Origin of the sequence: Kocuria sediminis, assembly GCF_009735315.1 — a bacterium.
Lineage (GTDB): Bacteria > Actinomycetota > Actinomycetes > Actinomycetales > Micrococcaceae > Kocuria > Kocuria turfanensis.
The window spans coordinates 164,875-186,407 of record NZ_WOGU01000009.1 but is presented as its reverse complement, the minus strand read 5'-3'; the positions used below and the strand labels follow the sequence as shown (position 1 = coordinate 186,407).

Here is a 21,533-nt window from a genome sequence, read left to right as displayed (position 1 = left end):
GGGGCCACGGCCGGGGCCGGGTCCTCGGCGAAGACCTCCGCGAAGGCGGCCGTGCCGATCGGCAGAGCCCACCGCTCCCGGAGCTCCTCGAGGTCGATGGTGGCGATCTGGCCCTCCGGGGCGCCGCGCTCCACGGCAGGCTCGCCGGGCTGCAGCCGTGCGGTGACGGTCACCTCGCCGGCGGGCGGGCCGGGGACCTCGTCGGGCATCCCGTTGGCGGCCGAGCCGGTGGGGATCCAGCCGCGGTCCAGCACGACCACGTCCCCGTCCTGGGTGCGGAAGGGGACGAGGACCTCGTAGCCCACGCGCCCGTCCTGGGGACGGTTGCGCACCAGGACCTGGTCATCGGCGAGGTACTCCCCGGTCAGGGTCACCGGGTGCCAGGTGAGCCGCTCGTCGAGGGCGGTGAACTGGGCGACCGCCTCGTCCCCGGTGAGGGGGTCGGCCCGGTAGTTCTGCGTGATCTTGGCGTTCTCCCCGACCAGGTGGTCGTTGCGGTCCATCTGCCACCCGCCCAGGTACACGGCCACGGCCGCGGCGGCGCAGGCCATCAGGAACCAGAGCAACCACTTCCCGCTGAGCAGGAACCGGTAGTCGCTCACGGCCGGTCCTCCTCGGCCGGCCCCTCGTGGCCGAGCGGGACGGTGTCCTTCCAGAAGCCGCGGGCACCCAGGAACTGCTCGAGGTCCGCACGGTGGTCCGGGCACGCCAGCCAGATCTTGCGGCGCTCCGGTGTGTGGATGCGCGGGTTGTTCCAGCGGATCTGCCAGGCGGCGTCCGCGCGGCAGCCCTTGCGAGAGCACTGGGGGGTGTCGGGTCCGGCCGGGGGAGCCTCGGACCCTCGCGGGGACAGCGATCCGAGCAGGTCGAACTCCACGGCGGTCGTGCTCCTCAGGGTCTGCGGTCGGGGCCCCGGCGCAGCCCGCGCGGGGCTCAGGCCGCGCCGCGGCGCCGGGAGGTGTCGCCCTCGACAGTAGCGGAGGAAGCCGGGTCCCCGCTGGGAAAGGCGGTGCGGCTCGTCCCGGTGCTCCCGGTCCTCGGACCCTCCGTCCGGTCCTGGTCCTCGTCCTCCGCGTGGCCGGTGGTGAACTCGCCCTCCAGCACGAAGTCGATGGCCAGCGGCGCCGCCGGAGGCGCCGGTTCGGGGGCGGCCGCCAGCGCCGGGGCCGCCAGCGGCTCGTAGTAGTGGCTGGTCCGCGTGGACCGGTCGTTGCTGTTCGCCAGCAGCACCGCCATCCAGGGCAGGATGGCGACGCCGAGGATCGCGACGCCGCGGACCCAGATGTTGTCCACCGCCACGAACACGATCAGGCACAGGATCCGCAGGCCCATCTGGATGCTGTAGACCTTCATCCGGTGGTTCATGTCCTGCGTGTGCGACCCGGCCGTGGCCGTGATGGAGTGGACGTCGTCCTGACCGGCGGTCTCGCCGGTCGTCAGATAGCGATTGCTCATGGTCCTCCCAACAGACGTTCCATTCTCTCACCGGGGTCCGACATCCGGCAGGGCCTCCCGGAGGCTACCGGACGGTCGCCCGGGTCGCCCGGTAGGATCGGAGGGATCTTCCCCGGGCCCCGCCTCCTGCCGGACGGCGGGCCCCGGCGACCCGCGACCGAAAGGCACCGTTCCCCATGGCAGACCAGCAGCGCAGCCCGGCCCCCCGCACCGTCCTCGTGACCGGCGGCAACCGCGGGATCGGGCGGGCCATCGCGCAGGCCTTCCGGGACGGCGGGGACAACGTGGCCGTCACCTACCGCTCCGGCGAGGCCCCCGAGGGCTTCTTCGCCGTGCAGGCCGACGTCACGGACGCCGCGTCGATCGACGCGGCGTACAAGGCGGTCGAGGCCGAGTTCGGCCCCGTCGAGGTGGTCGTCGCCAACGCCGGGATCACCCGCGACACCCTCCTGCTGCGGATGAAGGAGCAGGACTTCCAGGACGTCGTGGACACCAACCTCACCGGCGCCTTCCGGGTGGTCCAGCGCGCCGCGAAGGGCTTCATGCGGCTCAAGCGGGGCCGCGTGGTGCTCATCTCCTCCGTGGTGGGCCTCTACGGCTCGCCCGGACAGGTCAACTACGCCGCCTCCAAGGCCGGTCTGGTCGGCATGGCCCGCTCGATCACCCGCGAGCTGGGCGGGCGCAACGTCACCGCGAACGTCGTGGCCCCGGGGTTCATCAACACGGAGATGACCGCCGCCCTGCCCGAGGAGACCCAGCAGAACTATCTCGCCTCCATCCCGGCCGGCCGCTTCGCCGAGCCCGAGGAGGTCGCCGCGGTCGTGCGCTGGGTCGCCTCCGACGAGGCGAAGTACATCTCCGGCGCCGTCATCCCCGTGGACGGCGGCCTGGGCATGGGCCACTGAGCCCGCCCACCGAGCCCGCCCACCCCGCACACCGTCCACCGCGCGTCTCCCACGCGCACTTCCCTCGTACACGTTCCACCGAAGGAGCACCATGAGTTCACTCGCAGGCAAGACCGCGGTCGTCACCGGGTCCTCGCGCGGCGTCGGCGCCGACACCGCCAAGCTGCTCGCCGCCCAGGGCGCCAACGTCGTCGTCAACTACCGGCAGAAGGCCCCCCGGGCCAACAAGGTCGTGCGGGAGATCGAGGAGGCCGGCGGCCGCGCGATCGCCGTGCAGGCGGACATGACGGCCCCCGAGGACGTCCGCAACCTCTTCGCCCGGGCCGTGGAGGCCTTCGGCGGCGTGGACGTGCTGGTGCTCAACGCCTCCGGCGGCATGGAGACGGACCTCGGGGAGGACTACGCGCTCCGGCTCAACCGGGACGCCCAGGACGACACCCTCACCGCGGCCCTCGAGCACCTGCCCGAGGGCGGGCGCGTGGTGTTCGTGACCAGCCACCAGGCCCACTTCATCAACGACGTCGAGACCATGCCCGAGTACGTGCAGGTGGCGAAGTCCAAGCGCGCCGGCGAGGACGCGCTCACCGCCCGCATCCCGGAGCTGACGGACAAGGGCATCACGTTCGTGGTGGTCTCCGGGGACATGATCGAGGGCACGGTGACCGCCACGCTGCTCAACCGGGCCCGGCCGGGTGCGCTCGAGCAGCGCCGCGAGGCCGCGGGCAAGCTCTACTCCGTGCGGGAGTTCGCCGAGGAGATCGCGCGGATGGTCACGGCCGACGTCCCCACCGGGCACGTGGAGCTCGTCGGCGGGGCCGACGACTTCCTCGCCCAGGCCGGACAGAAGTAGCCCGGCCGGGGTCGTCCCGGCGGACGGCGAGACAGCGGCGCAGCCCCCCCGGGTGTCCCCGGCCGGAGCTGCGCCGTCCCCGTCCCCGCCCTGGTGCACTGTCCGGGGCGGGTGAGATGCTCCTCACATCGTCGGATCGGGCGGCCGGCCCCGGACACCGAGCGGGACCGGCCGGGACAGGGGCCGTGCGCCCCGGAAGGGGGCCGCGCCGTGACCCGTCCGCTCATCGAGGTGGAGGGCCTCACCAAGGCCTACCGCTCGCGCACGCGCACCGTCCACGCCCTGGCCGGTCTCGACCTGTCCGTGCCGGAGGGCGTCGTCAAGGGGCTGCTGGGCCCGAACGGCGCCGGGAAGACCACGGTGGTGAAGGTGCTCACCACGCTCGTCGTCCCGGACGCCGGCACGGCGCGGATCGACGGGGTGGACGTGGTCGCCGAGCCCGCACGGATCCGGCGGATGATCGGGGCCTCCGGCCAGTACGCCGCGGTCGACGAGAACCTCACCGGCACCGAGAACCTGCGGATGGTGGGCCGGCTCTACCACCTGGGCGGGGCCGCCGCCCGCCGCCGGGCCACGGAGCTGCTGGAGCTGTTCGGCCTCGAGGAGGCGGGGGACCGGCCCGTCAAGGGGTACTCGGGCGGCATGCGGCGCCGCCTCGACCTCGCCGGGGCGCTGGTCATCCGGCCCCGTGTCCTGTTCCTGGACGAACCGACCACCGGGCTCGACCCACGCAGCAGGATCGGCCTGTGGGAGGTGATCCGCTCCCTCGTGGCGGACGGCACCACGGTGCTGCTGACCACCCAGTATCTCGAGGAGGCCGACCAGCTGGCCGACCAGATCTCCGTCATCGACGACGGCAGCGTCATCGCGGCGGGCACCCCCGACGAGCTGAAGGCCCAGGTCGGCGGGCACCGCGTGGTGGTCGTGCTGCAGGACGGGGCCGACGCCGGGCGGGCCGCGGCCGTGCTCGCCCGGCACGGGGAGGGTGCGCCCGTGCCGGCGGACCAGGGGCGGGAGCTGGAGGTCGCCGTCCGGGAGGGCCCGCCGGCGCTCCAGCGGATCCTCGCCGACCTCGAGGCCGACGGCGTGGCCCTGCACGACGCCGGGATGCGCCGGCCCACCCTCGACGACGTGTTCCTCTCGCTCACCGGGCACTCGACCGCGGTGGGACCCGGTCCGCACGAGCAGGACGCCGGCACCGCCGTGGCCGCGCCCGGGGGAGGGCGGCACCGATGAGCACCCGCACGCTGCCCGGCGCCACCAGCCCGGGCGCCACCCTCGGCACGTGGGCCGCCGACGGCTGGACGGTCACCCAGCGCAACCTCATCAAGCTGCGGCGCTCACCGGACCTCCTGGTCTTCGCGGTGCTCCAGCCGGTGATGTTCGTGCTCCTGTTCAGCCAGGTCTACGGAGGGTCGATCCAGGTGCAGGGGACCGACTACACCCAGTACCTGATGGCCGGGATCTTCGGGCAGACCGTGCTCTTCGGCTCCACGTTCTCCGGGGCGGGCATGGCCCAGGACCTCAAGGAGGGGATCGTGGACCGGTTCCGGACGCTCCCGATGAGCCCCTCGGCGGTCCTGGTGGGGCGGACCAACAGCGACCTGGTGCTCAACGCCGTGTCCATGGTGATCATGATCGGCACGGGCTTCGCGGTCGGCTGGCGGTTCACCACGTCGGTCGGATCGTTCCTGGCCGGGATCGCCCTGCTGCTGCTGTTCAGCTACGCGTTCAGCTGGGTCATGGCGCTGGTGGGGATGAGCGTGCGCAGCGCGGAGACCGTGAACAACGCCTCCTTCATCATCCTGTTCCCGCTGACGTTCATCTCCAACGCGTTCGTGCAGTCCCAGAACCTCCCGGGCCCGCTCGAGACGTTCGCCAACTGGAACCCCGTCTCCGCCCTCGTGCAGGCCGCTCGCCAGCTGTTCGGCAACACCGGCTCCGCTCCCGTGCCCGACGTGTGGCCGATGCAGCATCCGGTCCTGACCGTGGTGATCGGCAGCGTGCTGCTGCTCGTGGTGTTCGTGCCGCTGTGCCTGCGCAAGTTCGCCACCGTGAGCTCGCGCTAGCCGTGGCACCGCGTACTGTGCCGGAGCGCGTCCGGTGGGCCGTCGATCAGCTGCCGCTGCGGCCGGGGTGCCGGGTGCTCGAGGTCGGCTGCGGGTCCGGCGCGGCCGCCGAGCTCGTGTGCGCGCGGCCCGGTGGGGCGCAGCTGCTCGCGGTCGACCGCTCCGCGACCGCCGTTGCCCGGACCGTCCAGCGCAACCTCGGCGCCGTGCAGGCCGGCGTGCTCACCGTCCAGCAGGTCGCCCTCGCGGAGCTGTCGGTCCCGGCGGCCTCCTTCGAGGTGGCCTTCGCCGTGGACGTGAACCTGTTCTGGACGACGCGGGCGGACCCCGAGCTGTCCGTGCTGCGGCGGGCCCTGACACCGGGCGGCACGCTGCTCATCGCCTACGGGCCGGGACCGCGCCCCGAGCGGCAGGCCGCCGTGCTGCAGCGGGTGCGGTCCGCGGTGGGTGCGCACGGATTCGTCGCGCCGGTGGTGCTGCACGAGGACCGCGGCGGCGGGGTCCGGGCGCGGGCCCCGGCCGGCCGCGTGCCCGACCCGCCCCTGCGCCGGGCTCCCCGCCCGGCGCAGGTGACGGCACTGTGACGCCCTGCACCGGCCGGGGGTGCTACCCATGGAGGACCCGGCAGTGAGCCGACCGCCCCGCGCCCCGGTCCTCTCGGCCGGCGCGGAGCCCAGTGAGGAGCAGCGATGACCGCACAGCCCACCGGACGCCTCGACCCCGAGGGACACCTCGTCCTGTCCCGCACCCTGCAGGGGCCGCTCGAGGAGCTCTGGGCCGCCGTCACCGACCCCGGCCGACTCGGCCGCTGGTACGGCACCTGGAGCGGCGATCCCTCCTCCGGGCGGGTCGAGGTGCTCATGACCGCCGAGGGCGCGGACCAGCCGGAACCCGTGCTCCTCCGCCGGTGCGAACCGCCGCGGCACCTGGCCGTCACCCTCGGCACGACGGCCGACGCCTGGCGGGTGGACCTGGACCTCGAGGACGGCGGCGGAACCACCGAGGTGCGGCTGACGCACCGGTATCCCGCGGCCGGGGAGCTCGACTCCGTCGGCCCCGGCTGGGAGTACTACCTGGATCGGCTCGTCGCCGCCGAGAGCGGACGGGACCCGGACGAGCTGGACTTCGCCCGGGACTACCACCCGGCCATGGCCGAGTACTACCGGGCGCTGGCCGACGTGCTGCACTCACGGGGCTGACCGCCGCTCCCGGTCCGGGCGAGGTGGCCGGACGCGGCGTCCAGCAGGGCGGTCAGGCGGGGCCGCCGCTCTCGATCCGGACGAGGTTGCCGCACGTGTCGTCGAGCACGGCGGTCGTGGTGGTGCCGGTCGTCGCGGGCGGCTGGACGAAGCGCACGCCGCGCTCCACGAGCCGTTCGTACTCCGCCTGCACGTCCCGCACGGCGAAGCTCGTGAACGGGATCCCGTCGGCCACGAGCGCGGCCCGGAACGGGCCGACCGCGGGGTGCTCGGAGGGCGCCAGCTCGAGCTCGACGCCCTCGGGCGCCTGCGGGGAGACGACGGTGAGCCGGCGGCCGCTCCCCGTGTGCAGGTCGTGCTTGACCATGAACCCGAGCTTGCCGGTGTAGAACAGCAGGGCCTGCTGCTGGTCGTCGACGAAGACTCTGGTGTGGGTGATCCGCATGCGGACGGCCCTCCTCGGTGCGGCGGAACAGGACGGGGCGGAACGGGAGCAGGTGGAACGGGATCAGGTGGAATGGAACGGGGCGGTTGCGGTCAGGCGCCCTCGTCGACGCTGATCATCCAGTGGACGCCGAACCGGTCCGTGCACATGCCGAACAGCCCGCCCCACGGCGCCGGCTCGAGGGGCATCGTGACCGTCCCGCCGTCGCTGAGCCCGTCCCACCAGCGGCGCAGCACCGCCTCGTCGTCGCCGCCCACGGAGACCGAGATGTTGTCCCCGACGGTCAGGTCCATGCTGTCGGGGGTGTCGGAGGCCATGAGGACCAGGCCCTCGCCGGTGGTCAGCATCGCGTGCATGACCTTGTTCTGCTCGGCCGGGCCGTCACCGGCACCGTACTCGGCGAACCTGCTGATCGTCAGCTGCCCGCCGAACACGGAGCGGTAGTGGGTCATCGCCTCCTCGGCCGTGTCCCGGAACGTGAGATAGGGATTGAGCTGCACGGGCATGGGCCGTCCTCCGCGTCGATAGGGTCGATGCCCCCCATGATGGCCCCGCGCCGGCGGGGGCGGAACACCGGCGCGGTTGCCGCCGGATCCGTTACGACCCCACGGACCACGGCTCGGCGAGGGCGCGCGTACCCTGGTGCCCATGGGCAGGACGCAGTACTACGTGGCCGCCAGCGCGGACGGCTACATCGCCGATCGCGAGAACCACCTGGACTGGTTGCTGCAGTACGGCTTCGAGGCCTACCAGGAGCACTACGACGCGTTCCTGGCCGAGGTCGGGGCGCTGGCCATGGGCGCGAGCACCTACGAGTTCGTCCTCGGGCAGGGCGGATGGGCCTACGGCGACCTGCCGGTGTGGGTCTTCACCCACCGGGACCTGCCCCGGGCGGCGGGGGCCGACCTGCGCTTCGTCAGCGGGCCGGTGGGCGTGCACGCCGAGGCCGTGACGGACTCCGCGGGCGGGCGCAACCTGTGGGTGGTGGGCGGCGGCCGCCTGGCGGCCCAGTTCGCGGACGCGGGTCTGCTCGACGAGCTGTGGCTGACCTGCATGCCGATCGTGCTGGGGGCCGGGCATCCCGTGCTCCCGACGGAGGCGGCCCACGACCTGCGGCTGCAGCGCACCACGCACTTCGAGGGCGGGGCGGTGGAGCTGCGCTACGTCCTGGAGGGCCCCGAGCGGCAGGTCTGGCCCGAGTAGCCCGCCCGATCCGCGCCGGTGGCACCCCCGGGCTGCGCGGGTCGCGGGATCAGGCCGACGAGGCGGGGCGGGGGAGCCCGTACCAGGCCGCGGCGTTGTCGTGCAGCACCGCGGCCGCGGCGTCCTCGCCCAGCACGGACACGACGAGGTCCACGTCGTCGTCCCGGAAGGCCCGCCGCGCCCGGGTGCTCGGCAGGTCGGTGCCGAAGAGCAGCGCGGTGGGGTCCGCGGCGTGGATCCCCCGCAGCGCCCGGGGCACGTCCAGCTCCACCCGGCCGAAGCCCGTGGCCTTGACCTTGAGGCCCCGCTCCACGAGCCGCAGCAGCTGCGGCTGCGCGTCGGCGGTCATGCCCAGGTGGTCCACGCAGACCCGCGGCAGCCGCCGCAGCACCGGGGCGATCGGTTCCAGGGACGAGCCGTCCAGGTAGAACTCCGCGTGCCACCCGGCGAGCTCGTGCACCCGCCGGGCCAGTCGCTCGATGCGCGCCGGATCCGCGTCCGCGCCCCGGCGCAGCGGAAACCGGACCGCGCGCACCCCGATCCGGTGCAGCGCCAGGACCTGTTCGTCCGGCACCGAGGAGGGCAGCTGCGTGACCCCGGCGAAGCCGGGACCCAGTTCGGCCAGCGCCGCCTGCAGCCAGCTCTGGTCGTGACCCTGGAAGGAGCCGCCGACCACGGCGCCGCCCCGCACGTCCAGGGCACGGGTGCGCCGGGTGTAGTCGGCGACCGTGAACGCCGCCGGCACGTAGCCCTGGTTCGGCACGAGCGGGAACCGCGGGTCGACGATGTGCAGGTGGGCGTCGATCATCCTGTCATTGTGCACGACCCGCCCGGCGGCTGGCGGGTTCCTGCGCGGGTTGCGGCGCCGGCGCGCATAGGCTGTCTGCCGATGAGCACGACCACCCTGACCCCCGAGGAGACGCTGCGGGCCGCCGAGGACGCCCTGGAGCGTGCCCGGCGGAGCTATGCCCGGAAGCTGCTGCGCCTGGTCGCCGAGGAACTCACCCGCCGGCATCCCGAGGCCGTGCGCCTGGACGTCTTCGCGGACACCGGCGCCGAGGAGCTCGAGTACGCCCTGGACGTGCTGCGCGACGCGGAGGGCGAGCCGTCCTGGGTGGACCCGGGCCGGGTCGTGGTGGTGCGCGAGACCGCCGACGACGCCCTGGGCGGAACGGTCACCGTGGCCACCCGGGACGTCCGGGAGCTGGTCGTCCGGGCGTTCGAGGTCTACGAGGGGCCGGTGGTGAAGCTGCTGCGCCACGACACGGAGCGGGACGTCTACTGGCTGGACCTGCGACGGGCCTGAGCCCCGCCGTGCGGGCGGGGCGCGGCGGGCCGGGTGGTCAGGAGGCGGTGGAGGTGATCTCGCCCCCGAGCTCCTCCTGGACCCGCTCGAGTCGGCCGCGGTCGTCCGAGGCGACCACCCAGTTGCCGGCATGCAGATAGTGGATGCCGGGGATCGCCTCGAGGTTGTCCGTCAGCTGCTGCGTCAGCTGCTCGCCGTCCGCCACGGCGAGCAGCAGGTTGTAGTCGCAGGGCAGCACGGTGCTGCCCGTGCCTCCCTGGTTGTCGCGCAGCTGCTGCTCGCCCGGGCACTCCACGCCGGCGTCGACGACGGCCTCGCGCAGTCCCAGGGCGTCGTCGAAGGTGGCCCCGCCCGCGGGGATCCTGGCGGCGATCGAGTCGGTGGTGAGCCCGCACCCGGTGAGGACCACGGAGGCGAGAGCGGCCGCGGCGAGTGCGGCGGCGGGGGAGCGGCGCATGAGGTGGGGTCCTTGTCGGTGGAGGAGAGGGGCCGGTGGTCGGAGCGGGTGCCGTCGCTCGTGCCCCCACCGGGATCCTATGCGCTGGGGACCTCGTGGCGCCCCACATGACGGCCGACCGGGGGCGGGGTCAGGGCGCGGCGGGCCCGTACCGGTGCTCGGGCCGGCCGGTGCTGCCGTAGCGCAGCTGGATCTCCACGGAGCCGTCCTCGGCCAGAGCGGACAGGTAGCGCTGGGCGGTGGCGCGGGAGATGCCGACCTTCCGGGCGATCTCCGCGGCCGAGAGCGGGGCCTCCGGCTCGAGCGCCGCCAGCACCGAGGCCTCCGTCGCGGAGCGCGGACGCTCCCCGGGGGCCGCTTCAGGCGGGTGCAGCGCGTGCAGGGCGCGGTCCACGCCCTCCTGGGTGAGCCCGTCCCGGTCGGCGAGCAGGCGACGGTACCGGGCGTAGGCGCGCAGGGTCCGGGCGAGCCGGGGCCCGGTGAAGGGCTTGATCAGGTAGGCGAGCGCTCCGCGGCGCACGGCGGTCCGGACGGAGACGGGATCGGCCGCCGCGGTGAGCATGATGACGTCCACGTCCAGGGCGCGCAGCAGGTCCAGGCCGAGGGCGTCGGGCAGGTACACGTCCAGCAGCACGAGGTCGGGCTGGTGCGCGTGCACGGTGCGCATGGCCTGCTCGGCGGTGCCCACCGGGGGCAGGGCCGTGAAGCCCGGCACGGCGTTGACGTAGCCGGCGTGCAGCCGTCCCACGTGGAAGTCGTCGTCGACCACCAGGACCACCAGGTCCTCGCTCATCCGGTTCCTCCGTCTGCTCGTCCGGCTGCCTCTCCGGCTGCGCCGCCGGACCGGGGGCCGGCGGCGCGGATCCCGGTGCTCCCTGCTCCGGTCGCCCGGGGGACGGGGGCCGGGCCTCCGTCCTCCCGTGGTCCGGCCGCGGCCCGGTCCGCGGGCCGGTGGCCGGGGACCACGGTACCGGGCAGCCGCGCGCAGAAGACGGCTCCGGGACCGCCCGGCCTGCCCCGGTCGGCCACCCACACGTCCCCGCCGCGGCGGCGCGCCAGTTCCCGGCTGAGGGGCAGGCCGAAGCCCTGCCCGTGGGCCTCCGGCAGCCCGGGCGCCGCGACGGCGCCGTCCGCGGGGGGAGCGGCGGTGGACCAGCCCTGGGCGAAGACCGGCTCCGGGTCCGCCACCGGCAGGCCGTCGCCGGAGTCGGCGACCACCAGGTGCAGCGTGCCGGTCCCGTCGGCCCACTCGTCCAGCAGCTCCACCTCGACCCACCGGTCCTCGGCGGCGCCCTGGACCGCGGCGCGCACGGCGTTGTCCACGAGGTTGCCGATCACGGTGGTGACGTCCTGGGGGTCCGTGATCTGCCCGCGGACGAGGGTGTCCTCGCCGATGCGCAGGACCACGCCGCGCTCGGCGGCCTCGACGCTCTTGGCGCCGAGGAAGGCCTGCAGGTACGGGTCCCGCAGCAGCTCGGCCTGCTCGGCGGGATAGCTCAGCGGACCGGTCTCGGTCACCTCGGCGACATAGCGGCGGGCCTCGTCCGTGTCGCCGAGGGCCAGCAGGCCGGAGATGGTGTGCAGGCGGTTGGCGAACTCGTGGCGCTGGGCGCGCAGGGCCGTGCTGAGGGCGCCCACGGCGTCCAGCTGCCGGGTCAGGGACTGCAGCTCGGTGCGGTCCCGCACGAGCACCACCCAGCCCAGCCCGGGCTGACCCGGCCCGGCGGGCCGCACGGCGCGGGCCGAGAGGATGAGCACGTGCGGGCCCACCACCTGCTCCACCGCCGGGGACGCGGGGGTGGCCGCGGCCAGCAGGGCGGGGAAGGAGTCCGGCAGGCCCGCCTCGGCCAGGGGCGTGCCCACGAGCCGGGCCGGGTCGGCGATGCCGAGCAGCCGCCCCGCCTCCTGGTTGACCACGGTGATGCGGTGTCCGGGGGAGATCCCGATGACGCCCTCGTCGACCCCGCGCAGCACGGCCTCCTGGTCCTGGACGAGCTCGGTGATCTCCTCGGGCTCCAGACCCAGGGTGAGCCGCTTGAGCCGGCGGGCGATCGCGGTGGAGGCCGCGGCGCCCAGGGCCAGCGCCCCGACGGCGGTGGCGGCCACCGGTGCGATGTCCTCCTCGAGGCTCGACAGGACGTCCGCCCGCGAGAATCCGACGTTGACCCCGCCGACCACCTCCTCGCTGGACCCGGGAGCGTAGACGGGCACCTTGGCGCGGGCCGACCTGCCGAGAGTGCCCCGTGCCTGCCCGGTGAATTCGCGTCCCGCGAGCGGTTCGCTCGGGTCTGTGCTGACCCGCTCGCCGAGCCGTGCGTGGTTCGGGTGCGACAGCCTCAGTCCCTCGTCGTCGAATATCACCACGAACAGCGACCCCGTGCGGCGGCGGACGTCCTCGGCCGCCTCCTGCAGGGGGCCCACGGCCAGAACCGCCGGTGCGAGGTCGCCGGGGCTCGCCTCCTTCAGACGGGCCACCTCGGCCCGGACGTCGTCGTCGGCCGCCACCGACCGGGCGATCGACAGGGCCTGGTGCTCGGCGTCGCGGCCCAGCCGCTCGTAGGTCAGCCAGCCGTAGACCCCGCCGCACAGGAGCACGACGGCCGCCACCACGGCCAGGTGCAGCAGCAGCATCCGGGCCAGGAAGCCCGGCCGCGTGCGGGGTGTCGTCACGGTCCCTCCTCCGGCCGGGCGGTCGTGCGGGAGGCGGTCCGCAACGGGCCGCCGGGGGACGGGTGGCCCGGGGGCGGGCCGACCCGCCTCACAGGTCGGCGAAGAAGCGGACCGCGTCCAGGTTGGGCAGATTGATCTGGGCGTCGGCGACGGCGCGGAGGGCGGGCTTGGCGTTGTACGCCACGCCGAGCCCGGCGGCGGTGACCATGTCGATGTCGTTGGCGCCGTCGCCCACGGCGATCACGTCCTCGAGGGCCACGTCCAGCTCGGCGGCCCAGGTGCGCAGGAAGCGCTCCTTGGCCGTGCAGTCGACCACGTCTCCGACGATCCGTCCGGTCAGCCGGCCGTCGGCGACCTCCAGGAGGTTGGCGGCGTGCCGGGTGAGCTGCAGCTGCTCGGCGAGCGGGGTGAGCACGCCCAGGAACCCCCCGGACACCGCCGCCACGGCGTGGCCCTCCCGCAGGAACGCCTTGATCAGCACGTGCGCGCCGGGGGACAGGCGCACGGCGGCGCGGACCTCGTCGATCGCGGTCGCGGGCAGCCCGGCGAGGGTCTCGACCCGGGCGAGCAGGGACTGGGTGAAGTCCACCTCCCCGCGCATGGCCGCCTCGGTCACGGCCGTGACCTCGGCCTCGGCCTCCGGGCCGGCGTGGGCGGCGAGCATCTCGACGACCTCCTGCTGGATGAGCGTGGAGTCGACGTCCATGACCAGCAGCTTCTTGCGCCCCGGGTCGAGCAGCGTGGTGGGCACGACGTTGACGTCCACGCCGGGCAGCAGCTGGGACAGCGGGTCGGGGCGCAGCGCGGCGAGCAGGGCGGGCGCCTCGCTGCCGTGCACACGGGCGGTGAGGGCGTTGTAGCCGGGCACCTCCGCGTCCGGGCCCGCGGAGCCGGGGCCGGTCACCCGCACGGTGGAGAACCGCTCGATCTCGGCACCGGCGTCCCGCACGAGGGTGAGGATGCGCTCGCGGGCCTCCGGGTCCGGATTCTGGGCGAACGCGATCACGGCGAGGTCGGTGGTCATGCCGTCAGTGTATCCGGGTGCCCGCCCGTCCCCGGCCGCGCCGGGTGCTCACCGGGGTCGGGCGCTCACTCGGGCCGGAGCACCGCGACGTCGGAGACGAGCCGGATGTGCTCGAGCATCGCCCGCGCGGCCGCCTCGGGATCCTGCTCGCGGATGGCCCGGGCGATGGCCCGGTGCGACTCGAGGGACCGCTCGGGCCGGCCCTCCTGGCTCAGCGACTCGATGCGGGTCTCCCGCACCAGGTCGGAGATGAACGTCATGAGGCGGGCCAGCACGGCCGAGTGGGCGGCCGCGGTGACGGCGGCGTGGAACAGCTCGTCCCCGCGCAGGCCGCGCCCGCCCCGGGCGATGTCCCGGTCCATGACCTCCAGGGCGTCCTCGACGGCGGCCAGGTCCTCGGGGGTGCGCCGCAGCGCCGCCAGCTCCGCGATCTTGGTCTCCACGGCGCTGCGGGCGTCGACGATGTCGGGCAGCCGGTCGGTGTGCTCGCGCAGCCCGCGCAGCACCGCGGCGCTGCTGGGGCGGTAGCGCAGCACCGCCCCGTTGCCGTGCTGGACGTCGATCACCCCCAGCACCTCGAGGGCCACGAGGGCCTGCGCCACGGTGGCGCGCGAGACCCCCAGCCGCTCGGCCAGATCGCGCTCCGGCGGCAGGCGGTCGCCGGGCCGGAGCCGCTGCTCGATGACGTGGTCCAGCAGCCGCTCGACCACCTGCTCGTACAGCCGCGGCCGCTCCACGCGGTCCAGTCCCCGGGCCCCTGCCATCGCCGGCCTCCCCGTGCTCTGCGCCGGGCGCAGCACCCGGGTCGTCGTCGTGCGGTGCCGCTGCCCCGCATCGTTGGCCCTCATGCTACCCGCCCTGTTGACAAGCGGACAGGTGTCCTATTGGCTAGTCCAAAACCTGTGGTCCTGATCACACCGGGTCACGGATCGACACGCGGACTCCCCGCCACCGTCAGAAAGCAGACCCATGGGCCCTGAAGTGCTCTCCATCGTCATCCTCGCCGCGATGTTCGTCGTGGCGACCGTCCTGCCCGTCAACATGGGCGCGCTGGCCTTCGTGGGCGCCTTCGTCCTGGGCGTCTTCGTGCTGGGCATGGACACCGACCAGATCCTCGAGGCGTTCCCGGGCGGTCTGTTCCTGACCATCGTGGGCGTCACCTACCTCTTCGCGATCGCCCAGAAGAACGGCACCGTGGACCTGCTGGTCCAGGGCGCCGTGAAGCTCGTGGGCAGCCGGGTGGCGCTGATCCCGTGGATCATGTTCTTCATCACCGCCGTGATCACCGCCGTGGGCGCCCTCTCCCCGGCGGCCGTGGCGATCATCGCCCCCATCGCGCTGAGCTTCGCGGCCAAGTACAGGATCAATCCGCTGATGATGGGCATGATGGTCATCCACGGGGCCCAGGGCGGCGGGTTCTCGCCCATCGCCGTGTACGGCGTGACCGTCAACGGCATCGTCGCCGAGGCCGGCCTGGACGTCAGCCCCACCGCGGTGTTCCTCTCCAGCCTGATCTTCAACCTGCTCATCGCCGTCGTGCTGTTCGTCGCCCTCGGCGGCCGAGGACTCGTCTCCGCCCGCGCCGAGGACTTCGTGGAGCGCGCCGCCGAGGCCCGCCTGTCCCGCAGCAAGGTCGCCGCCGGCCACGTCGGGGACAAGGACGTCGCCTTCAAGGGCTTCGGCTCCGGCATGTACGGTCCCCGCGACCCGGCCGGCTCCTCCACGCCACCGGCGGCGGGCAGCGAGGGCAGCGAGAGCCTCGTGCCGCAGATCGCCACCATCATCGGCCTGGTCGTCCTGGCCGTCGTCGCCCTGGGCTTCGGCGTGGACGTCGGCTTCGTGGCCATCACCGTGGCCGTCGTCCTGGCACTGGTCTCCCCGAAGGCGCAGAAGGGCGCGGTCAACAAGATCGACTGGTCCACCGTGCTGCTGCTCGGCGGCATGCTCACCTTCGTCGGGGTGCTGCAGGAGGCCGGCACCATCGAGTACGTCTCCGACGGGGTGGCCGGCATGGGCATGCCGCTGCTGGCCGCGCTGCTGATCTGCTACATCGGCGCCGTCGTCTCCGCCTTCGCGTCCTCGACCGCCATCCTGGCCGCGCTCATCCCGCTGGCCGTGCCCTTCCTGCTGGCCGGGGAGGTCGGGGCCACCGGGCTGATCTGCGCCCTGGCGGTCTCCTCGACCATCGTGGACGTCTCGCCCTTCTCCACCAACGGCGCCCTGGTGCTCGCCAACGCCCCCGCCGGGGTGGACCGCGACGCCTTCTACAAGAAGATCCTCGTCTACGCCACGGGCGTCGTCGTCATCGGCCCCCTGCTCGCCTGGGGCGTGATGGTCGCCCCCGGCTGGCTGTAGCCCGCTCCCGCCCCGACCGACCCCAGCCCGTCCGACCCCGTCCCGCCCGACCCGAGCCCACCCGGAGGAACACCCGATGCCCGACACCACGACCGCCACCCCCGAGGGCCCGCTGGCCGGAACCCTCGTCGTCGACCTCTCCCGCGCCCTCGCCGGCCCGCACGCGGCCATGATGCTCGGCGACCTCGGCGCCCGCGTGATCAAGATCGAGAACCCCGGCACGGGCGACGACACCCGCGGCTGGGGACCGCCCTTCGTGGGCCCCGCCGAGAACCCGCAGGCCACCTACTTCCTGTCCTGCAACCGCAACAAGGAGTCGGTCGCCCTGGACCTGAAGTCCGACGACGGCGTGCAGGTGCTCCGGGCCCTCGTGGAGCGCGCGGACGTCCTGGTGGAGAACTTCCGGCCCGGGGTGCTGGACCGGCTCGGCTTCTCCGTCGAGGAGCTGCACCGGCTCAACCCCCGCCTGGTCGTCCTGTCCATCACCGGCTTCGGCCACGACGGCCCCGAGTCCCGGCGGTCCGGCTACGACCAGATCGTGCAGGGCGAGGCGGGACTGATGTCGCTGACCGGCTCCGGGCCCGAGGACCCGCAGCGGGTGGGCGTGCCCATCGCCGACCTGCTGGCGGGGATGAACGGCGCCTACGGAGCGCTGGCGGCCCTCTACGAGCGCGAGCGCACCGGGGCGGGCAAGGTGGTCCGGACCTCCCTGCTCTCCTCCGTGGTCGGGGTGCACGCCTTCCAGGGCACCCGGGCCACCGTCGCCCACGAGGTGCCCCGCGCCCAGGGCAACCACCACCCCTCCATCGCCCCCTACGGCCTGTTCTCCTGCCGCGGCGGGAAGGTGCAGATCAGCGTGGGCAGCGAGAAGCTGTGGCGCACCTTCGCGCAGGCCTTCGGGATCGACCCGGAGCAAGCGGACTTCGCCACCAACGCCGACCGCGTCCGCAACCGCCGCGCCGTGATCGACGCGGTCGAGGAGGCCTTCGCCGCGCACGGCCCCGAGGAGCTGCTGGAGCAGCTGGCCGAGCTCGGCATCCCCGCCGGGAAGGTGCGCACCCTGGACGAGGTCTACGCCTGGGAGCAGGTGCGGTCACAGGGCCTGGTGGTCGGCGTCGACCACGAGGTCCTCGGGCCCGTGGACCTGCCCGGCCCCGCGGTGCGGTTCTTCGCCCCCGGCGACACGGACGAGACCACGCGGCGGGCCCACACGGCCCCGCCGGTCCTCGACCAGCACGGCGGGACCGTGCGCGCCTGGCTCGGTGCCACCGGCGACGGAGCCGGCACGGCCACGCAGCGGAAGGAGTCCCTGCGATGACCGCCCAGCCCGTGCGCGACGTCCCGACCGGCGCCGTGGAGGTCCGGCGCCACGGTCCCGTGGCCTGGCTGGTCCTGGACCGCCCGGACCGGCGCAACGCCCTGTCCCCGGCCATGTGGGCCGCCCTGCCCGGCCTGCTGGCGGAGCTCGACGCCGACCCGGAGGTGCGCGTGATCGGGGTCCGCGGCGCCGGCGGCGTCTTCTCCGCCGGGGCCGACATCGCCGAGGTCTTCGAGTGCCTGGGCGAGCCCGGCACCGGGCTGCCCCGCGGCGGGCTGCTCACCGCGGCGGAGACCGCCCTGGCGGCGGTGCACAAGCCCACCGTCGCCGCCCTGGAGGGCTACTGCATGGGCGGGGCCTGGATGCTGGCCGGGGCCTGCGACCTGCGCATCGCCACCGCGTCCCTGCGGATCGGGCTGACCCCGGCCCGCATCGGCATCGTCTTCCCCGCCTCCGGCGTCGAGGCGCTGGTCCGGCTGGTGGGCCCCGGAACCGCCTCCTACCTGCTGCTCACCGGCGACACGGTGCGCGCCGCCGACGCCCAGCGGTGGGGCATGCTCACGCGCGTGGTCGCGGACGAGGACTTCGCCCCGGTCCTCGCGGAGGTCGTCACGGGCCTCGCGCAGCGCTCGCAGCTGAGCACGCAGGCCCACAAGCACCTGATCCGGCGCGCCGCCGACGCCGTGCCCGGCACCCTCGGCGCGGACGAGACCTCCGAGGCCCTCTTCCGGCAGGTCCTCGACGGGCCCGACGCCCGCATCGGGCAGCAGGCCTTCCTGGCCAAGAAGCCACCCCGTTTCGCCTGGGCGGGGGAGGAGTTCTGGGCCGCCCGCAGCAGCGCGGCCCGATCGGGGAAGGAGCACCGCACCTCGATCGTCCGGGGGCGGTGGCCGCGCCGTGCCGCCCGCGCCTGACGGCGCCCCCGCCGGGCCGGTGCGCCGGGGCGGCGCACCGGGTGTCCTAGAGTGGCCGGTATGAGTGCTGTGGTGGAGATGGTGGACGTCAGCGTGGTCCGCGGGCAGAAGACCCTGCTGGATTCCGTGGACTGGGTCGTCAACGAGGGCGAGCGCTGGGTCATCCTGGGCCCCAACGGCGCCGGCAAGACCACGCTGCTGTCCATCGCCGCGGCCCGCCTGCACCCCACCCGCGGCATGGTCGACATCCTCGACGAGATCCTCGGCGCGGTCGACGTCTTCGAGCTGCGGCCGCGGATCGGCCTGAGCTCCACCGTGCTCGCCACCCAGATCCCGGAGGGCGAGACCGTGCTCAACTGCGTGGTCACCGCCGCCTACGGCGTGACCGGGCGGTGGATCGAGAGCTACGACGACGCCGACGAGGCCCAGGCGCGCGAGCTCATGGCCGCGTGGGGGCTCGAGGCGCTGGCCGAGCGCCGCTTCGGCTCGCTCTCCGAGGGCGAGCGCAAGCGCGTGCTCATCGCCCGCGCCCTGATGACCGACCCGGAGCTGCTGCTGCTCGACGAGCCGGCGGCGGGCCTGGACGTCGGCGGGCGCGAGGACCTCGTGTCGCGGCTGGACGAGCTCGCCCGGGACGAGGCGTCCCCGGCCATCGTCATGGTCACCCACCACCTCGAGGAGGTGCCCGACGCCTTCACCCACGCCCTGCTGCTGCGCGAGGGCCGGGTGGTGGCCGCGGGCCCGGTCCGGACGGTGATGACGCAGAAGAACCTCTCCGAGACCTTCGGCCTCCCGCTGAAGCTGGTGAAGGTGGGCGACCGCTACGCCGCCTTCGGCCGTTCCTGACCGCCCGTCGTGCTGGAGACGCTCGCCGATCTCGCCGCCGGCTTCCCGTTCGAGTGGTGGCAGGCCGCCCTCATCCTGCTCGCCGGGGTCGCCGCCGGGCTGATCAACACGATCGTGGGCTCGGGCACCCTGGTCACCTTCCCCGTGCTCGTGACCATGGGCGTCCCGCCCGTGACCGCCTCCATGTCCAACGCCATGGGCCTGATCGCCGGCAACCTCACGGGTGCGTGGCACTACCGCGCCGAGCTGCGGGGCGTGGAGCGGACCCTGCTGAAGCTCGTGCCGGCCTCGGCCCTGGGCGGGGTCATCGGCGCGTGGCTGCTGCTGCACCTGCCCGAGGAGGTGTTCGGCTACGCCGCGCCCGTGCTGATCGTCGTCGCCCTCGGCTTCGTGGTGCTCCAGCCCCGCCTGCAGGCGGGAGTCCGCCGCCGCAAGGACGCGCAGGCGGCGTCCGCCCGGGCGGCCGCCGAGGCCCGGGGGGAGACCCCGCGGCCCATCGACCCCGACCGCGCCGCACAGCCGGCCTCCCTGTACGTGCTCGTCTTCCTGGCCGGGATCTACGGCGGCTACTTCGTGGCCGCCCAGGGCGTGCTCCTGCTGGGCATCCTCGGGGTGTTCCTGTTGGCCTCCCTGCAGGCGGCCAACGCGGTGAAGGTCGTGCTCGTGGCCGTCGTCAACATCGTGGCCGCGACCTCCTACATCCTCTTCGCCTTCGACCGGATCAACTGGTGGGCGGTCCTGCTCATCGCGCTCAGCTCCACCGTGGGGGCGTGGGCCGGCGCCAAGATCGGCCGCCGGCTCTCCCCGGTCGCGCTGCGCACGGTCATCGTGGTGCTGGGCGTGGTCGCCCTGGTCAGCATGGTCTCCGAACTGCTCTGAGACCCGGGCGGCACCGGACGGGGGCACCGGCTACCATCGGAACGACCCCCGCCGCCGCCGACGAGAGACCCCGTGACCGACTTCCCCCAGCTCCTGCGCCTCGAGTCCGCCGACGACCCCCGGGTGGCCGACTACGCCCGGCTGACCGACGTCGGACTGCGGCGCAAGCTCGAACCGGAGCGGGGCATGTACATCGCCGAGTCCTCCAAGGTGCTGCGCCGGGCGCTCGCCGCCGGGCACCGGCCCCGCTCCTTCTTCATGGCGGAGAAGTGGCTGGAGGACCTCGCCGACGTGCTCGCCGCCCACCCGGACGTGCCCCTGTACGTCGGCCCCGACGCGGTGCTGGAGCAGATCACCGGCTTCCACCTGCACCGCGGCGCCCTCGCGGCCATGCAGCGCCCCGCGCCGGTGGAGCTGGAGCAGCTGCTCGCCACGTCGTCGCGGGTGGCGATCCTGGAGGACATCGTGGACCACACCAACGTGGGCGCGATCTTCCGCTCGGCCGCCGCGCTCGACGTCGACGCCGTGCTGGTCACCCCCCGCTGCGCCGACCCCCTCTACCGGCGGGCCATCCGGGTGTCCATGGGCACCGTGTTCCAGGTGCCCTGGGCACGGCTGGAGCACTGGACCGCCGACCTGCAGCGGGTCAAGGACGCGGGCTTCACCACCGCGGCGCTCGCGCTGAGCGAGGACTCCCTCACCCTGCAGGAGCTCTCCGCCCGCCGCGACGGGAAGCTCGCCCTGATCCTCGGCACCGAGGGGGACGGGCTGAGCGCGGCCACCGTCCACCACGCGGACCTCACGGTGCGGATCCCGATGTCCCACGGCGTGGACTCCCTCAACGTCGCCGCGGCCTCCGCCGTGGCGTTCTGGGAGACCCGGCCCGGACGCTGAGCCCACCGGCGCCGATCGTAACGGTTCGGGCGTCGATCCCGCGCTCACCAGCGCCGTTGGCATCTGCGAAGACTATTCTGGAGGCGTCCGCGGCCGCTGCGACAACCGCGGCAGCAGCCGACGGCCGGCGGGCGGACGACCGAGAAGGTGTGTCATGAAGAAGCTGATCTCATGGCTGGCGGCACTGGTGCTGGCCATGGGGCTGGGGCTCATCGTCCCCGGCAGCGCGAGCGCCGCGGCCCCGTACTGCGGCATCACCTGGGGATCCGGGGCGAAGGCCCGCAGCGGCGAGGCCAGCACGCCGCGCTATCCCCATGTCACCGACGTCCGGGCGGGGGAGCACGCCTGCTTCGACCGGCTGGTGATCGACCTGGACGGCCGGCTGCGGGGCTACGACGTCCGCTACCAGGGGTTCACGGGCATCGGCTCCGGCGACCCCATCGCCCTGCGCGGACGGGACCTGGTGATCACCGTCAACGCCCCCGCCTACGACGACAACGGCAAGGCCACGTACAGGTTCCGCAACGGCTCGGAGCTCGTGGACGTGCGCGGCTACCGCACCTTCCGCCAGGTGGCGTGGGGCGGCAGCTACGAGGCCCGGACGTCCGTCGGCCTGGGTGTCCGCGCCCGGCTGCCGTTCCGCGTGTTCGTGCTCGACGGCCCGGGGAAGGGCTCCCGGCTCGTGGTGGACGTCGCCCACCGGTGGTAGGCCCAGTGCCCTCCCGCGAACGCCGGTGGCGGGCC

26 protein-coding genes are annotated in these 21,533 nt (G+C 74.1%); 15 read left to right on the top strand and 11 right to left on the bottom strand.

Annotation, left to right across the window (positions count from 1 at the left end; all coding sequences use genetic code 11):
- The 3 genes from GMA12_RS12330 to GMA12_RS12320 form a co-directional block, all read right to left on the bottom strand.
- On the bottom strand, positions 1 to 602 hold a 602-nt coding region (locus GMA12_RS12330), incomplete at its 3' end, for an SURF1 family cytochrome oxidase biogenesis protein (RefSeq protein WP_162459785.1).
- A complete protein-coding gene (locus GMA12_RS12325) occupies positions 599 to 877 on the bottom strand; it encodes a hypothetical protein (protein ID WP_162459784.1) in 279 nt (92 codons plus the stop codon). The genes GMA12_RS12325 and GMA12_RS12330, both read right to left, overlap by 4 nt.
- Before the next feature lie 56 nt (positions 878 to 933).
- The gene (locus GMA12_RS12320; RefSeq protein ID WP_156269793.1) at positions 934 to 1,455 is read right to left on the bottom strand and encodes a DUF3099 domain-containing protein; all 522 of its coding nucleotides are present in this window, start codon (positions 1,453 to 1,455) and stop codon (positions 934 to 936) included.
- 176 nt (positions 1,456 to 1,631) lie between these two features.
- On the opposite strand from GMA12_RS12320, the gene GMA12_RS12315 reads away from it, so the two are divergent.
- The 6 genes from GMA12_RS12315 to GMA12_RS12290 all read left to right on the top strand — a co-directional run bounded on the left by GMA12_RS12315 (position 1,632) and on the right by GMA12_RS12290 (position 6,478).
- Positions 1,632 to 2,360, top strand: coding sequence for a beta-ketoacyl-ACP reductase (locus tag GMA12_RS12315; RefSeq protein WP_156269792.1), 729 nt, complete (start codon positions 1,632 to 1,634; stop codon positions 2,358 to 2,360).
- A gap of 91 nt (positions 2,361 to 2,451) precedes the next feature.
- Positions 2,452 to 3,210, top strand: coding sequence for an SDR family oxidoreductase (locus tag GMA12_RS12310; protein WP_156269791.1), 759 nt, complete (start codon positions 2,452 to 2,454; stop codon positions 3,208 to 3,210).
- Between the two features lie 210 nt (positions 3,211 to 3,420).
- Complete coding sequence (locus GMA12_RS12305; protein WP_162459783.1) at positions 3,421 to 4,446, top strand: ATP-binding cassette domain-containing protein; 1,026 nt, start codon at positions 3,421 to 3,423, stop codon at positions 4,444 to 4,446.
- Positions 4,443 to 5,279 (top strand): ABC transporter permease, encoded by an 837-nt coding sequence (locus GMA12_RS12300; RefSeq protein WP_156269790.1) that lies wholly within the window; start codon positions 4,443 to 4,445, stop codon positions 5,277 to 5,279. Before GMA12_RS12305 ends, GMA12_RS12300 begins: the two co-directional genes overlap by 4 nt.
- Before the next feature lie 2 nt (positions 5,280 to 5,281).
- Positions 5,282 to 5,863, top strand: coding sequence for a class I SAM-dependent DNA methyltransferase (locus GMA12_RS12295; RefSeq protein ID WP_156269789.1), 582 nt, complete (start codon positions 5,282 to 5,284; stop codon positions 5,861 to 5,863).
- 105 nt (positions 5,864 to 5,968) lie between these two features.
- Complete coding sequence (locus GMA12_RS12290) at positions 5,969 to 6,478, top strand: SRPBCC domain-containing protein (RefSeq protein ID WP_156269788.1); 510 nt, start codon at positions 5,969 to 5,971, stop codon at positions 6,476 to 6,478.
- 52 nt (positions 6,479 to 6,530) lie between these two features.
- Here GMA12_RS12290 and GMA12_RS12285 read toward each other — a convergent pair whose 3' ends face one another.
- On the bottom strand, positions 6,531 to 6,923 hold the full coding sequence (locus GMA12_RS12285; RefSeq protein WP_156269787.1) for a VOC family protein: 393 nt from the start codon (positions 6,921 to 6,923) through the stop codon (positions 6,531 to 6,533).
- Between the two features lie 92 nt (positions 6,924 to 7,015).
- On the bottom strand, positions 7,016 to 7,429 hold the full coding sequence (locus tag GMA12_RS12280; RefSeq protein WP_156269786.1) for a VOC family protein: 414 nt from the start codon (positions 7,427 to 7,429) through the stop codon (positions 7,016 to 7,018).
- 142 nt (positions 7,430 to 7,571) lie between these two features.
- Here GMA12_RS12280 and GMA12_RS12275 point away from each other — a divergent pair, with 142 nt between their 5' ends.
- Positions 7,572 to 8,126 carry a dihydrofolate reductase family protein gene (locus tag GMA12_RS12275; protein ID WP_156269785.1) on the top strand — a complete coding sequence of 185 codons (555 nt, stop codon included), beginning with the start codon at positions 7,572 to 7,574 and terminating at the stop codon, positions 8,124 to 8,126.
- Between the two features lie 49 nt (positions 8,127 to 8,175).
- Here the strand turns inward: GMA12_RS12275 and GMA12_RS12270 are convergent, their stop codons facing one another.
- On the bottom strand, positions 8,176 to 8,934 hold the full coding sequence (locus GMA12_RS12270) for an amidohydrolase family protein (RefSeq protein ID WP_156269784.1): 759 nt from the start codon (positions 8,932 to 8,934) through the stop codon (positions 8,176 to 8,178).
- Positions 8,935 to 9,015: 81 nt separating this feature from the next.
- Between GMA12_RS12270 and GMA12_RS12265 the strand changes: the two genes are divergently transcribed.
- Positions 9,016 to 9,432 carry a hypothetical protein gene (locus GMA12_RS12265; protein ID WP_156269783.1) on the top strand — a complete coding sequence of 139 codons (417 nt, stop codon included), beginning with the start codon at positions 9,016 to 9,018 and terminating at the stop codon, positions 9,430 to 9,432.
- Between the two features lie 37 nt (positions 9,433 to 9,469).
- Here the strand turns inward: GMA12_RS12265 and GMA12_RS12260 are convergent, their stop codons facing one another.
- The 5 genes from GMA12_RS12260 to GMA12_RS12240 form a co-directional block, all read right to left on the bottom strand.
- Positions 9,470 to 9,889: a hypothetical protein gene (locus tag GMA12_RS12260; RefSeq protein ID WP_156269782.1), complete on the bottom strand. Its 420-nt coding sequence runs from the start codon at positions 9,887 to 9,889 to the stop codon at positions 9,470 to 9,472.
- 130 nt (positions 9,890 to 10,019) lie between these two features.
- The gene (locus GMA12_RS12255; protein ID WP_156269781.1) at positions 10,020 to 10,682 is read right to left on the bottom strand and encodes a response regulator; all 663 of its coding nucleotides are present in this window, start codon (positions 10,680 to 10,682) and stop codon (positions 10,020 to 10,022) included.
- On the bottom strand, positions 10,679 to 12,520 hold the full coding sequence (locus GMA12_RS12250; protein ID WP_156269812.1) for a sensor histidine kinase: 1,842 nt from the start codon (positions 12,518 to 12,520) through the stop codon (positions 10,679 to 10,681). The genes GMA12_RS12255 and GMA12_RS12250 overlap by 4 nt, the downstream gene beginning before the upstream one ends.
- A gap of 127 nt (positions 12,521 to 12,647) precedes the next feature.
- On the bottom strand, positions 12,648 to 13,583 hold the full coding sequence (gene serB, locus GMA12_RS12245) for a phosphoserine phosphatase SerB (protein WP_156269780.1): 936 nt from the start codon (positions 13,581 to 13,583) through the stop codon (positions 12,648 to 12,650).
- A 65-nt stretch (positions 13,584 to 13,648) separates the two neighbouring features.
- Complete coding sequence (locus GMA12_RS12240) at positions 13,649 to 14,347, bottom strand: FadR/GntR family transcriptional regulator (protein WP_156269811.1); 699 nt, start codon at positions 14,345 to 14,347, stop codon at positions 13,649 to 13,651.
- Positions 14,348 to 14,552: 205 nt separating this feature from the next.
- On the opposite strand from GMA12_RS12240, the gene GMA12_RS12235 reads away from it, so the two are divergent.
- From GMA12_RS12235 to GMA12_RS12205, 7 genes are all read left to right on the top strand, one after another.
- A complete protein-coding gene (locus GMA12_RS12235; RefSeq protein ID WP_156269779.1) occupies positions 14,553 to 15,938 on the top strand; it encodes an SLC13 family permease in 1,386 nt (461 codons plus the stop codon).
- 76 nt (positions 15,939 to 16,014) lie between these two features.
- Positions 16,015 to 17,256 carry a CaiB/BaiF CoA transferase family protein gene (locus tag GMA12_RS12230; RefSeq protein WP_156269778.1) on the top strand — a complete coding sequence of 414 codons (1,242 nt, stop codon included), beginning with the start codon at positions 16,015 to 16,017 and terminating at the stop codon, positions 17,254 to 17,256.
- The gene (locus tag GMA12_RS12225) at positions 17,253 to 18,170 is read left to right on the top strand and encodes an enoyl-CoA hydratase/isomerase family protein (RefSeq protein ID WP_156269777.1); all 918 of its coding nucleotides are present in this window, start codon (positions 17,253 to 17,255) and stop codon (positions 18,168 to 18,170) included. The genes GMA12_RS12230 and GMA12_RS12225 overlap by 4 nt, the downstream gene beginning before the upstream one ends.
- 60 nt (positions 18,171 to 18,230) lie before the next feature.
- The gene (locus GMA12_RS12220; protein ID WP_156269776.1) at positions 18,231 to 19,016 is read left to right on the top strand and encodes an ABC transporter ATP-binding protein; all 786 of its coding nucleotides are present in this window, start codon (positions 18,231 to 18,233) and stop codon (positions 19,014 to 19,016) included.
- 9 nt (positions 19,017 to 19,025) lie between these two features.
- Positions 19,026 to 19,895: a sulfite exporter TauE/SafE family protein gene (locus GMA12_RS12215; RefSeq protein ID WP_370831426.1), complete on the top strand. Its 870-nt coding sequence runs from the start codon at positions 19,026 to 19,028 to the stop codon at positions 19,893 to 19,895.
- 72 nt (positions 19,896 to 19,967) lie between these two features.
- Positions 19,968 to 20,789, top strand: coding sequence for a TrmH family RNA methyltransferase (locus tag GMA12_RS12210; protein WP_162459782.1), 822 nt, complete (start codon positions 19,968 to 19,970; stop codon positions 20,787 to 20,789).
- A gap of 154 nt (positions 20,790 to 20,943) precedes the next feature.
- On the top strand, positions 20,944 to 21,498 hold the full coding sequence (locus tag GMA12_RS12205) for an AMIN-like domain-containing (lipo)protein (RefSeq protein ID WP_170301050.1): 555 nt from the start codon (positions 20,944 to 20,946) through the stop codon (positions 21,496 to 21,498).
- Positions 21,499 to 21,533 lie beyond the last annotated feature (35 nt).

What these genes read in the sequence shown, in the direction of transcription:
- GMA12_RS12320 (WP_156269793.1), bottom strand. Translation starts at nt 1,455, where the DNA reads ATGAGCAATCGCTATCTGACGACCGGCGAGACCGCCGGTCAGGACGAC.
- GMA12_RS12315 (WP_156269792.1), top strand. Translation starts at nt 1,632, where the DNA reads ATGGCAGACCAGCAGCGCAGCCCGGCCCCCCGCACCGTCCTCGTGACC.
- GMA12_RS12310 (WP_156269791.1), top strand. Translation starts at nt 2,452, where the DNA reads ATGAGTTCACTCGCAGGCAAGACCGCGGTCGTCACCGGGTCCTCGCGC.
- GMA12_RS12300 (WP_156269790.1), top strand. Translation starts at nt 4,443, where the DNA reads ATGAGCACCCGCACGCTGCCCGGCGCCACCAGCCCGGGCGCCACCCTC.
- GMA12_RS12290 (WP_156269788.1), top strand. Translation starts at nt 5,969, where the DNA reads ATGACCGCACAGCCCACCGGACGCCTCGACCCCGAGGGACACCTCGTC.
- GMA12_RS12285 (WP_156269787.1), bottom strand. Translation starts at nt 6,923, where the DNA reads ATGCGGATCACCCACACCAGAGTCTTCGTCGACGACCAGCAGCAGGCC.
- GMA12_RS12280 (WP_156269786.1), bottom strand. Translation starts at nt 7,429, where the DNA reads ATGCCCGTGCAGCTCAATCCCTATCTCACGTTCCGGGACACGGCCGAG.
- GMA12_RS12275 (WP_156269785.1), top strand. Translation starts at nt 7,572, where the DNA reads ATGGGCAGGACGCAGTACTACGTGGCCGCCAGCGCGGACGGCTACATC.
- GMA12_RS12270 (WP_156269784.1), bottom strand. Translation starts at nt 8,934, where the DNA reads ATGATCGACGCCCACCTGCACATCGTCGACCCGCGGTTCCCGCTCGTG.
- GMA12_RS12265 (WP_156269783.1), top strand. Translation starts at nt 9,016, where the DNA reads ATGAGCACGACCACCCTGACCCCCGAGGAGACGCTGCGGGCCGCCGAG.
- GMA12_RS12260 (WP_156269782.1), bottom strand. Translation starts at nt 9,889, where the DNA reads ATGCGCCGCTCCCCCGCCGCCGCACTCGCCGCGGCCGCTCTCGCCTCC.
- GMA12_RS12255 (WP_156269781.1), bottom strand. Translation starts at nt 10,682, where the DNA reads ATGAGCGAGGACCTGGTGGTCCTGGTGGTCGACGACGACTTCCACGTG.
- GMA12_RS12250 (WP_156269812.1), bottom strand. Translation starts at nt 12,520, where the DNA reads ATGCTGCTGCTGCACCTGGCCGTGGTGGCGGCCGTCGTGCTCCTGTGC.
- serB (WP_156269780.1), bottom strand. Translation starts at nt 13,583, where the DNA reads ATGACCACCGACCTCGCCGTGATCGCGTTCGCCCAGAATCCGGACCCG.
- GMA12_RS12240 (WP_156269811.1), bottom strand. Translation starts at nt 14,347, where the DNA reads ATGGCAGGGGCCCGGGGACTGGACCGCGTGGAGCGGCCGCGGCTGTAC.
- GMA12_RS12235 (WP_156269779.1), top strand. Translation starts at nt 14,553, where the DNA reads ATGGGCCCTGAAGTGCTCTCCATCGTCATCCTCGCCGCGATGTTCGTC.
- GMA12_RS12230 (WP_156269778.1), top strand. Translation starts at nt 16,015, where the DNA reads ATGCCCGACACCACGACCGCCACCCCCGAGGGCCCGCTGGCCGGAACC.
- GMA12_RS12225 (WP_156269777.1), top strand. Translation starts at nt 17,253, where the DNA reads ATGACCGCCCAGCCCGTGCGCGACGTCCCGACCGGCGCCGTGGAGGTC.
- GMA12_RS12220 (WP_156269776.1), top strand. Translation starts at nt 18,231, where the DNA reads ATGAGTGCTGTGGTGGAGATGGTGGACGTCAGCGTGGTCCGCGGGCAG.
- GMA12_RS12205 (WP_170301050.1), top strand. Translation starts at nt 20,944, where the DNA reads ATGAAGAAGCTGATCTCATGGCTGGCGGCACTGGTGCTGGCCATGGGG.